Annotated in this window: 6 protein-coding genes; 3 read left to right on the top strand and 3 right to left on the bottom strand. The window is 70.9% G+C overall.

Going from position 1 to position 11,808, the window contains the following annotated elements; genetic code table 11:
- Positions 1 to 13: 13 nt before the first annotated feature.
- Positions 14 to 1,192 (top strand): adenylyltransferase/sulfurtransferase MoeZ, encoded by a 1,179-nt coding sequence (gene moeZ, locus ACZ7M3_RS06310; RefSeq protein WP_095852712.1) that lies wholly within the window; start codon positions 14 to 16, stop codon positions 1,190 to 1,192.
- Between the two features lie 239 nt (positions 1,193 to 1,431).
- On the opposite strand, the gene ACZ7M3_RS06305 is transcribed toward moeZ, so the two are convergent.
- From ACZ7M3_RS06305 to ACZ7M3_RS06295, 3 genes are all read right to left on the bottom strand, one after another.
- A complete protein-coding gene (locus tag ACZ7M3_RS06305; protein ID WP_472061232.1) occupies positions 1,432 to 2,979 on the bottom strand; it encodes an alpha/beta hydrolase in 1,548 nt (515 codons plus the stop codon).
- A gap of 137 nt (positions 2,980 to 3,116) precedes the next feature.
- Positions 3,117 to 4,661: an alpha/beta hydrolase gene (locus ACZ7M3_RS06300; RefSeq protein ID WP_472061230.1), complete on the bottom strand. Its 1,545-nt coding sequence runs from the start codon at positions 4,659 to 4,661 to the stop codon at positions 3,117 to 3,119.
- Positions 4,662 to 4,760: 99 nt separating this feature from the next.
- Entirely contained in the window at positions 4,761 to 7,559 is a 2,799-nt protein-coding gene (locus tag ACZ7M3_RS06295) for a lysylphosphatidylglycerol synthase transmembrane domain-containing protein (RefSeq protein ID WP_472061228.1), read from the bottom strand.
- Between the two features lie 186 nt (positions 7,560 to 7,745).
- Between ACZ7M3_RS06295 and ACZ7M3_RS06290 the strand changes: the two genes are divergently transcribed.
- Positions 7,746 to 8,111 (top strand): MGMT family protein, encoded by a 366-nt coding sequence (locus ACZ7M3_RS06290; RefSeq protein WP_179436443.1) that lies wholly within the window; start codon positions 7,746 to 7,748, stop codon positions 8,109 to 8,111.
- Between the two features lie 248 nt (positions 8,112 to 8,359).
- Entirely contained in the window at positions 8,360 to 11,755 is a 3,396-nt protein-coding gene (locus tag ACZ7M3_RS06285; protein WP_472061226.1) for an ATP-dependent helicase, read from the top strand.
- Positions 11,756 to 11,808: the final 53 nt, after the last annotated feature.

The raw sequence follows: 11,808 nt of genomic DNA, 5'->3' as shown, positions 1-11,808 counted from the left end.
CAACGGAGTCCCCGTGTCGCTGCCACCCCTGGTTGAGCCAGCTGCTGAGCTCACCGTAGACGAGGTCCGCAGGTACTCCCGCCACCTGATCATCCCCGACGTGGGCATGGACGGGCAGAAGCGGCTGAAGAACGCCAAGGTGCTGTGTGTGGGCGCCGGCGGCCTCGGATCGCCGGCGCTGATGTACCTGGCCGCCGCGGGCGTGGGCACGCTCGGCATCGTGGAGTTCGACGAGGTCGACGAGTCGAACCTGCAGCGCCAGATCATCCACAGTCAGGCGGACATCGGCCGCTCCAAGGCCGAGTCGGCCCGTGACTCCGTGCTGGGCATCAACCCGTACGTGAACGTGGTCCTTCACGAAGAGCGGCTCGAGGCCGAGAACGTGATGGACATCTTCAGCCAGTACGACCTGATCGTCGACGGCACGGACAACTTCGCGACCCGCTACCTGGTCAACGACGCGTGCGTCCTGCTCAACAAGCCGTACGTGTGGGGCTCGATCTACCGCTTCGACGGCCAGGCCTCCGTCTTCTGGTCCGAGCACGGTCCCTGCTACCGCTGCCTCTACCCGGAGCCCCCGCCGCCGGGCATGGTCCCCTCCTGCGCCGAGGGCGGCGTGCTGGGCGTGCTGTGCGCGTCCATCGGCTCCATCCAGGTCAATGAGGCGATCAAGCTTCTCGCGGGCATCGGTGAGCCGCTCGTCGGCCGCCTGATGATCTACGACGCCCTCGAGATGCAGTACCGCCAGGTCAAGGTCCGCAAGGACCCGGACTGCGCGGTCTGCGGCGAGAACCCGACCGTCACCGAGCTCATCGACTACGAGGCCTTCTGCGGTGTCGTGTCCGAGGAGGCCCAGGAGGCGGCGGCCGGCTCGACGATCACTCCCAAGCAGCTCAAGGAGTGGATCGACGACGGCGAGAACATCGAGATCATCGACGTCCGCGAGATCAACGAGTACGAGATCGTCTCGATCCCCGGCGCCAAGCTGATCCCGAAGAACGAGTTCCTCATGGGCACCGCCCTGGAGACCCTTCCGCAGGACAAGAAGATCGTCCTGCACTGCAAGACGGGCGTCCGCAGCGCGGAGGTGCTCGCCGTGCTGAAGTCCGCGGGCTTCTCGGACGCGGTGCACGTCGGCGGCGGTGTGATCGGCTGGGTCAATCAGATCGAGCCGGAGAAGCCGGTGTACTAGGCGCCGGTGCACCAGGCGAACGGCTTTTCGGGAGGGGCTCGGCACCGTGCGTGCCGGGCCCCTTTCCGTTGACCGGTCTGCCGTTGACCGGTCACTCGCGGGCCGGGGGTCCGCCGACCGGGCGTCCGTGCGCCGGGTCTTCGCCGGCCAAGTGCTCGACGACCGAGGGTTCGCCGGCCGAGTGCTCGTCGGTCGGGTCGGCGCGGGCACAGGTCCGCGCCCGTCGGCCGCACCCGCCACTACGACGCGCAGACCTTCCCGTCCTTCGGCACCGTCCCGTCCAGCAGATAGCTGTTCACCGTGGAGTCGACACACTCGCTCCCACTCCCGTAGGCGCCATGGCCCTCGCCCTTCCAGGTGAGCTCCACTCCGACGCCCTTGCCCAGCTCGTCGGCCATTCTGCGGGCGCCCTCGTACGGAGTCGCGGGGTCCCCGGTGTTGCCGACGATCAGGATGGGCGCGGCACCCGGCGCGCTGACCTCCGGGTTGTCGTACTGGCCGGCGACCGGCCAGTCGTGGCACCAACCCGCGGTGTCCCAGCCCATGAAGTCCCCGAAGACGGGCGAGATCTTCTCGAACTCGGGCAGCAGCTTCTTCGTCTCCGCGGGAGTCGGCCGCTGTTTGTCGTCCAAGCACGATATGACCCGTTGGGAGTGGGTCGTCGTGCCGTAATGCCCCGAGGAATCGCGGTCGTTGTAGCCGTCGGCGAGGGCCAGCAGTCCCGAACCGTCACCGCCCTCGGCGCCCTTGAGCGCGTTGGTCAGGCGGGGCCAGCCCTCCTTGCTGTACAGGGGCAGGACGATGCCGGTGAGCGCCAGCGTCTGGGTGAGCTTGCGGCCGCCGGCCGTCGGCAGGGGGTTCGCGTCGATGCGGTTCAGCAGGTCCACGATCTTCTGGGAGCCCTGCTTGGGGTCCTGGCCGGTGGACTTGAGGTAGTCGTCCAGGGCGCGCTGGAAGCCCAGGGTCTGGTTCTTGGCGTGCCCGACCGTGTCGGCGCTCGGGTCGACGACGGCGTCCAGCACCAGACGGCCCACGTTCCTGGGGAACAAGTGGGCGTACACGCCGCCGAGTTCGGTCCCGTACGAAAAGCCGAGGTAGTGCATCGTCCCGTCGCCGAGGACCTGGCGCATCAGGTCCATGTCGCGGGCCGTGTCGGTCGTGGAAACGTGTGACAGCAGCTGTCCGGCGGCCTTCGCGCAGCCCTTGCCGAAGCCGGCGGCGTCCTTGAAGTACGCGGTCTCCTCGGCCGCGTCTTCCGGGGTGGCGTCCACGGACTCGGCTGCCTGGATCGCCTTGTCACTGCGGCAGCGCACACCCTCGCTGGCGGCGACGCCGCGAGGGTCCCAGCTCACCAGGTCGTAGCGCTCGTGGAGCGGGCCGACGGCACTCTCGTACGACGGCATCGTGTCGACGCCCGAGCCGCCGGGTCCGCCGAAGTTGAACAGGAGTGAGCCGATGCGCTTGCTCTGGCCGCCGGTCGCCTTCGAGCGGATCAGCGCCAGGCCGATCGTCTCGCCGCCCGGTTTCGCGTAGTCCAGCGGCACCTTGAGTGTCGCGCACTGCCAGCCGCTGCCCGGCGCGGAGGAACTCTTGCAGTGGCCCCAGTCGAGCTTCTGTGAGGTGAGCGAGGTGGGCAGCCCCGAGGCGGTGCCGGAGGAAGGCGCCCCGGCCGACGGCAGGCCGCTGTTCTTCCCCTCGTCCTTGCCGTCTCCCGACGAGCCGCTGCCGCAGCCTGCCACCAGCAACGCGGCGGCCGCCGCGGCCGCCCACCGTGCGAAACGCGTCATGAACTTCCCCCCTCGCCCGTGGTCCGCCGGATGTCGCGGATCACATGCAGGCCATGGTAGGCGCCCGCGGCCGACACCGCGGAGGCCTGTGGATAACTCTTTGACCTGCGCTTTTCTGAGTACGGATGGCGTCGGTCCTAGGTGCAGACGGTTCCCGCGGGCGGTACGGTCCCGTCCAGCAGATAGCCGTTCACCGCGTTGTGCACGCACTTGTTCCCACTGTCGTACGCGCCGTGCCCCTGGCCCTTGTAGGTCACCTCGACGCCGACGCCCTTGCCCAGCGCGTCCACCATCTTCTGCGCGCCCTGGTACGGCGTGGCCGGGTCGCCGGTGTTGCCGACCACGAGGATCGGCGCCGCACCGGCGGCGCTGACGTCCGGGTGGTCGGCGGCGCCCGGGACCGCCCAGTTGGTGCAGCTGAGCATGCCCCAGGCCAGGTAGTCGCCGAAGAGCGGTGAGGCGGCTCGGAACGCCGGCAGACCGGCTTGCACGTCGGGGATCGTGTACCGCGGTTTCTCGTCGGCGCAGTTGATGGAGACGTTGGCCGCGTAGAGGTTGCTGTACTGGCCGTTCTGGTTGCGCCCGTTCATCGAGTCGGACAGCAGCATCAATACCTTGCCGTCACCGCTGTACGCCTGGTCCAGGCCCTCCGTCAGGTACTCCCAGAAGTCTTTGGAGTACAGCGCCTGCGCGATGCCGTTGGTGGCCTCGGTCTGGGTGAGCTGGCGCGGGAAGACGCCGGGGATGGGCTTGCTGTCCAGGTCCTTGAGGAGTTTGGCGATGCGGTTCTTGACGTCCTGCGGGGTGTCGCCGATCGGGCAGGGCTCGGTCTTCGAGGTGCAGTCGGTGGCGAAGTTGTCGAGCGCGAGCTGGAAGCCTCTGGCCTGCCCGAGCGCGCTCTGTTCCGGGTTCTGCGTCGGGTCGACGACCGCGTCGAAGACGGCGCGCCCCACGCGCTTGGGGAACAAGTGGGCGTAGACGCCGCCGAGTTCGGTGCCGTACGAGATGCCGAAGTAGTGCAGTTTGGCGTCGCCGAGCACTTGGCGCATGAGGTCGATGTCGCGGGCCGCGTCGGAGGTGCGCACGTGGGGGAGGGTCCGTCCGGAGTTCTTCTCGCAGGCCGCGTTGAACGTCTTCGTGTTGCTGAGGAGGTTCTTCTGCTCGGCGGTGTCGTCGGGGGTGGCGTCCTGCTGGAAGAACACGTCGAGTCCGCTGTCGTCCTCGCACTTCACGCCCGCGCTGCGGCCGACCCCACGCGGGTCGAAGCTCACCAGGTCGTAGCGCGTGCGCAGCTTCGCGTAGTCCTCGCCGAAGGCGGGCAGCGTGGTGACGCCGGAGCCGCCGGGGCCGCCGAAGTTGAAGATGAGGGAGCCGATGCGTTTGCTCTGGTCGCCGCTCGTCCGCGCCCGGATCAGCGCGATCCCGATGGTGTCGCCCTTGGGCTCGGCCCAGTCGAGGGGTGCCTTCATGGTGGCGCACTGCCACTGTGTGCCACCCGGCAGGGGAGAGGGGGCGTTGCCGCCGCCCTCGGACTCGGCGGGGGCCGGGCAGTCCTTCCAGCTCAGTTTCTGGTCCGGCAGGTCCTCGCTCTTCGAGTTGTCGCTGCAGCCCGTCAGCACGGCGGACAGCACAGCGACGGAGAGCGCCAGCGCAGCGGCGCGCGGCGGAGACGGGTTCGGCATGCTCCCCATCCTGCGGTCGTGCGGGGCGGGGCGCTCGGGACGCGGGCCGTGTGGGTGAGGGCGCGCGCAGGGGTCGTACGGGAGGGTCGGCGCGGGGCTCTAGAGGGCGCCCTTGCGGCTCAGGTGGTTGAAGAACAGCCAGCCCGGAAGCACCGGAAGCCACAGCGTCAGCAGCCGGTACAGCAGCACCGCGGGGGCGGCGACCTCCTTGGGGAGTCCCACGGCGATCAGACCGACCGTGAGGGTCGCCTCGACGGCGCCGACGCCACCGGGGGTCGGCGCCGCGGAGCCGAGCGCGTTGCCGGCGAGGAAGACGACGGCGACGCTGGCGAGGCTGAGCGTGGTGGGCTGCTGGTGGCCGAAGGCGCGGATCGAAGCGTCCAGACACATCACGAAGCAGGCGGTCAGCAGCAGCATGCCGCCGATGCCGGTGATCAGCTTCTGGGGCCGCTGGAGCACGTCGAGCATGCGCGGTACGACGCCCGCGAACAGCGACCTCACGCGCGTGCTGACGAATTTGCGCAGGAACGGCACCGACGTCACGACGAGCACCAGTACGGCGACCGTCAGCAGACCGGCGATGACCGTGCGGGAGGGCGACAGGGACGGCGTCTTCTCGGTGCCGGTCAGATAGCCGAAGGACAGCAGCATCAGGATGTGGCAGCCGAGCCCGAACAGCTGGGACGCGCCGACACTCGCCACCGCGAGCCCCGGCCGCACCCCCGCACGCTGCAGGAAACGTGTGTTGAGGGCCACACCGCCGACCGCGGCGGGCGCCACGATCTTCACGAACGAGCCGGCGACCTGCGCCGCGACGGCCCGCATGAACGGCACCCGCTCCGGTACGAAGCCGAGCAGCGCCATCGCCGCCGCGAAGTAGCTCACCGCGGAGAACAGCACGGCCGCGGCGACCCAGCCCCACTGGGCGTTGTCGAAGAGGGTCCCGAACTCGATGTGGGTGAGCTGCGTCAGCAGGAAGTACCCACCGATGGCACCGGCGATGAAACTGATCAGTGTGCGTGGCCGCACCCGCTCCAGGCGGGCCGGTTCGACCGGCGCCTGCGGGCGGATCAGCAGTACCTGGTGGCGGATCTGGGTGAGGAGATCCTCCTCGCGTGCTTCGTCCAGTGCCTCGTCGATCGCCCGCTTCTCGGCCCGCTGCTCCGCGCGTACGGCCTTCTTGCCGGGCTTTTCCACCGCGGCCTCGGCGTGCTGGGCCTGTTCCGCGCGGGCGAGCTTGTTCTGCCGGGAGGCCTCCAGGACCGCGTCGCGTTCGCGCTGGGCGCGCTCCCGGGCCAGCTTGCGCAGCGTCGCGCGCGTGGAGCGCGTCAGTGCGATGGGCTGCAGCAGCGGCAGGCAGTCGGCGATCGCGTCCGGGCCGAGCACGCCGACGGCCGACGCCACCGTGCGCTCGGCGCCGACGCGCAGCCCCAGCGTGGTCAGCAACTGGGCGATGTCCATGCGCAGCAGCAGATCGCCGGCCGCGATCTCACCGCCGCGGAGGTCGGTGAGGATCACCATGCCGGAACGATCCACCAAAATCGCGTCACCCGCGAGCCTGCGGTGTGCGATGCGTCGCGACTGCAAGGCCTGCACCTGATGCCAGGTGTCGCGCAGGAGATCGTCGGTGATGAGGTCGTCGGGCAGCGAGTCCAGTGTGCGCCCGCCGGTGTGCTCGTAGACGAGCATCACGGCGTCCGGGCCGAGCTCGGAGGTCGCGATCAACTTCGGGGCGTTGGCCCCGGCCGCGATGGCCGCGTACGCGAGGAGCGCCTCCTGCTCCAGGGCCTGGCGCAGCGACTGGAGACTGCGACGGGTGGCGAGACCGCGCAGCGTCAGGTTGCGCCACACTCGGTAGAAGAAGCCCTGCGCCTGCTGCTCACGGTCGACCACCGTGACGTCCAGCGGCGGGCCGTCCTCCAGGGTGACGAAGTAGCGCCGACCGCGATCGCCGTTCTCCGTGGTGTCGGGCGTGTCCTCGCGGGCCGCGCTGACGGGGTGGAAGCCGACGTGCCGCAGGCCCGCCATCAGCGTCCGCCCGGTCGGACGCACATTCGGCGAGCCGACCGCGTACAGCGTCCCGTACGCGACGCTCCAGCCGATCAGCACCGTCAGGATGATCGAGAACGGCGTGGTGTAGCCGGTGACCAGCATGGAGAAGGCGTCGAGGAGCAGCACCACCCACAGCACCGCGCGCCAGCGCGGTCTGCGGGACATCCCGACGGCGGTCATGTACGCGATGACCGGCGCCAGATAGCCGTGCACCGGGTCGGTCAGGGCGTGGATGTCACCCGGCGAGGGCTGGGTGAGTGCCTCCTGGATGGAGCTCGGGGCACCCTTGGCGACCCACAGGTCCGTGGCGAGTGTCACTCCGTGCGCGAGGACCGCGGCCAGCACGCCGTCGGCGATGCGCAGCCCGTCCCGCTTGATCAGCCGCTCGATCGCGAAGGCGACCGGCACCAGGAGGATCGCGATGCTCGACGCCAGACCCGCGATCTTGATCAGCAGATCGGGTGCCTGGCCGGTGCCCTTGTTGATGTCCTGCTCGAGCCCCGAGGTGGTGCCGTGCGCGAACGCGGCGATGGCCAGCAGCACGGCGATGGCGAGGACGCCGACCAGGAGCCGCATCAGATCGGAGGGACGGTGCACGCGCGCGGGCAGCAGCGGTTCGTCGCCCTCGACCTCGTCGCTGTGGACCTCGTCGCCGCAGTCGTCCGCCGGATCGAGTCGCTTCTGGGCTCGGCCGTGGGTGTCAGGAACGGGTTCTTCGTCCACCGCCGTGGTGGGCTCGTCCGCCGCCTCGCCCGGGTCCTTCGGGCCGGTGTCGCCGGTGTCCGGACGCGACGAGGCCGCGGAGGTGCTCTCCGCGTCTTCGGGGTGCACGCCCTGCTGCCTCATCGTCTCTTCTTGATCTCGTATCACCAGTCACCGCCCGCACGATGGTGGCATGCCCCACCGACACACGGGGGCATCAGGGTGCAAATACGGGGGCGCACAGTCTGCCCCAAGTGCGCCTTCGTGGCGAGGGATACGCACAGTCACCGAATCGTCGCACTGTCGGTGGGATGGGGCAGGATGGGGCGGATGAGCGAGGAGAGCCTTCCGACGGATGCCCTGCCGGAGTACGCGGAGCGGGTCCTTGAGGTCGCCGAGTCGATCCCGCCCGGGCATGTGATGACGTACGGGGACGTCGCGGAGTGGCTGGAGGAGGGCGGACCGCGCCAGGTGGGCCGGGTGATGGCCCTCTACGGAGGAGCGGTCCCGTGGTGGCGGGTCGTCCGCGCGGACGGCGCGCTGCTCCCGGGCCACGAACTCGATGCGCTGGGCCACTACCGCGACGAGAGCACGCCCCTGAAGGAGGCGAGCAGGGCCTCCGAGGGGCATCTGCCGCGCGTCGACATGAGACGGGCACGATGGGACGGCGGCGAACGCGCGCAGGGTCACACCTGACAGCTTCCGGCATCGGACGGGGCGATGGGGAACCTGTGGCCCGTACGGGGGAAACCGGGCACGCCCGTCACATACCGTACGTTCGAGAGCAGAGGGACGCACGTGGTGTGAGGGAAGAAGGGGAAGCCCTCCTTCCACGATGCCCACCGGCGTAGCGTCGACGGCACGCATCCCCCTCACCCCGCGGCCACCGCCCTGAACGCGCGGCGCTCTTCCCACCAGCACGACCTCCAGGACCGGCGAACCACGTGAGCTCCTCTTCTTCCACCAGGCGCCTGTCGCACCCCCAGGTGCGGCAGGGGACCCGCGGCGCGTACCGACTGGTACGTACCGCACCGGTCCGAGTGGGGCCCCCTCGTCTGGACGCAGAGCAGCGCGCGGTGGTTGACCATGACAGGGGACCGCTGCTCGTGCTGGCCGGCCCCGGTACCGGCAAGACGACCACGCTCGTCGAGTCCGTCGCGGCGCGGATCGCGCGGGGCGGCGACCCGGAACGCATCCTGGTGCTGACGTTCAGCCGCAAGGCGGCCGTCGAGCTGCGCGACCGCATGGCGCTGCGCATAGGGGCCGCCCGCGCTCCCCGGGCGACCACCTTCCACTCGTTCTGCTACGCCCTGGTCCGCGCCCACCAGGACAGCGACCTGTTCGTGGAGCCCCTGAGGCTGCTGTCCGGACCCGAACAGGACGTGGCGGTGCGCGAACTGCTCGCGGGCCAGCCCGACCTGGAGCGGCTCGGCCTCGCCCATGTCCGCTGGCCGGACGAACTGCGCGCCTGCCTGACCACGCGCGGCTTCGCCGACGAGGTCCGCGCGGTACTGGCGCGCAGCCGCGAACTGGGCCTGAGCCCCGACGCCCTGACCGCCTTCGCCCGGCGCATCGGCCGCCCCGACTGGGGCGCGGCAGCCGCCTTCCTCGCCGAGTACCTGGACGTTCTCGACCTCCAAGGAGTGCTCGACTACGCGGAACTCGTCCACCGCGCCGTGCTGCTCGCCGGGCGTCCGGGCGTGGCCGAACACCTCGCCGCGCAGTACGACGCCGTCTACGTGGACGAGTACCAGGACACCGATCCCGCGCAGGTCCGGCTGCTGCACGCCCTCGCCGGCGGCGGCCGCAACCTGGTCGCCTTCGGTGACCCCGACCAGTCGATCTACGCCTTCCGGGGCGCGGACGTGAACGGCATCCTGGACTTCCCCGACGCCTTCCCGCGCGCGGACGGCCGCCCCGCGCAGGTCGAGGTGCTGCGCACCTCCCGCCGCTCCGGCGCCGCCCTGCTCACCGCCACCCGTCTGATCACGCAGCGCATGCCGCTGACCCGCCTTCCGGCGGAGAAGGTACGCGCCCACCGCCAGCTGTCTCCGGTACGGGACGGCGGCGCCGTCGAGGTCTACACGTACCCGACGGCGGGCACGGAGCTGGACAACATCGCGGACATCCTGCGCCGCGCCCACCTGGAGGACGGCGTCCCCTGGGGCGACATGGCCGTCCTGGTGCGCGCCGGCTCCCGCACGATCCCGACGATCAGGCGGGCGCTCACCGCGGCGGGCGTGCCGCTCGACATCGACGGCGACGACCTGCCGCTGCGGCACGAACCGGCGGTCACGCCCTTGCTGACGGCACTGCGGGCGGTGGCGCGCGCGGAGTCGGGTACGGCCGCGCCCTCCGGCGGCGACAGCGACGTACCTGAAGACGCCGACGTGCCCGAGGATGCCGACGCACCCGAAGACATCGACGTACCCGAGGATGCCGACGCGCAAGCCGATCCCTGGCTCGACACCGAAACCGCCCTCACCCTGCTCGCCTCGCCCCTCGCGAGCATGGACGCGGCCGATCTGCGGCGTCTGGGGCGCGCGCTGCGCGAGGAGGAGCGCGCCGCGGGCAACCACGTACCGCAGCCCTCCGACGAACTGCTCACCCGCGCGCTGGCCGAGCCGGAGCGGCTCGTCGCGCACGACCCGGCGTACGCCCGGGGAGCCCAGCGCCTCGGCGCGCTGCTGCGCAAGGCACGGGAGCGCCTGGCGGGCGGCGGGACGGCCGAGGAGGCGCTTTGGGACCTCTGGGAGGGAACACCGTGGCCGCAGCGCCTGGAGCGGGCCGCCCGACGCGGTGGCGCGGCCGGACGCAACGCCGACCGCGACCTCGACGCCGTCTGCGCGCTGTTCGCGACCGCGGCCCGCGCCGAGGAACGCACGGGCGGGCGCGGCGCCCTCAACTTCCTGGAGGAGATCGAGGCCCAGGACATCGCCGCCGACACGCTCACCCGCAGGGCGGTGCGCCCCGCCGCCGTACGCCTGATGACCGCGCACCGCTCCAAGGGCCTGGAGTGGCGCCTCGTCGTCGTCGCGGGCGTCCAGGAGGGCCTGTGGCCGGACCTGCGCCGCCGCGGCTCCCTGCTGGAGGCCGACCGCATCGGACGCGACGGCCTGGCCGAACCCCTCACCCCCGGAGCGCTCCTCTCCGAAGAGCGCCGTCTGTTCTACGTGGCCGCCACACGCGCGCGTGAACGCCTGATCGTCACCGCCGTGAAGGCCCCCGCCGACGATGGCGACCAGCCCTCCCGCTTCCTCACCGAACTCGGCGTCGAACCCAGGGACGTCACCGGCCGCCCCCGCCGCCCGCTGTCCGTCGCGGCCCTGGTCGCCGAACTGCGCGCCACCACGGTCGACCCGCGGGTCTCGGACACCCTCCGGCAGGCCGCGGCCCACCGCCTGGCCAAGCTCGCCGCCCTCGGCGACGAGGACGGCCGCCCCCTCGTGCCGTCCGCGCACCCCTACCGCTGGTGGGGCATGTACGAGCCGACCGAGAGCAAGGTGCCGCTGCGCGACCGCGACCAGCCCGTCGTGCTCTCCGGAAGCGCCCTCGACCAGCTCGCCAACACCTGCGCCCTGCAGTGGTTCCTGGGCCGCGAGGTCAAAGCGGACGCGCCCGCGACCGCCGCCCAGGGCTTCGGCAACGTGGTGCACGTCCTGGCCGACGAGGTCGCCTCCGGACGCACCCCCGCCGACCTCGCCGTCCTCATGGAACGTCTGGACTCCGTGTGGAACGCGCTCGCCTTCGACGCGCCCTGGAAGTCCGCGCAGGAGAAGGAGCACGCGCGCGTGGCGCTCGAACGCTTCCTGAAGTGGCACGTCGACTCCAACGGCGTCCGTGCGGGACGTGTGCCGGTGGCCAGTGAGCACGACTTCGACGTGACCCTGGAGGCGGGTGACTACGAGGTGCGTATCCGGGGCTCCATGGACCGCGTCGAGACGGACACCGAGGGCCGCGCCTACGTGGTCGACTTCAAGACCGGCAAACACGCGCCCAGCGCCGCGGAGGTGGCGCACCACCCGCAGCTCGCCGTCTACCAGCTCGCCGTCCGCGAGGGGGCCGTCGACGACACCTTCGACGGCGTACGCCCCGAGCCCGGCGGCGCGGAACTCGTCCAGCTGCGCCAGGGCGCCGCCAAGAAGAACGGCGGCGAGACCCTCCCCAAGGTGCAGGCCCAGGAGCCCCTCGAGGGCGAATGGGTCGGCGACCTGCTGGCCACCGCGGCCGGGAAGGTCCTCGACGAACGGTTCTCACCGACCACGGGACAACACTGCACACACTGCGCTTTCCGGGCATCGTGCAGCGCTCGGCCCGAGGGACGCCACGTGGTCGAGTGACGGGCTCAGTCGACGTCACGTCAGCGAGTGACGTACGGCACCACAGGTGTTGA

Source organism: Streptomyces sp. NPDC111656 (assembly GCF_055656965.1).
Note: the sequence above shows the minus strand (reverse complement) of the source record. Positions and strands in the feature narration are given on the sequence as shown.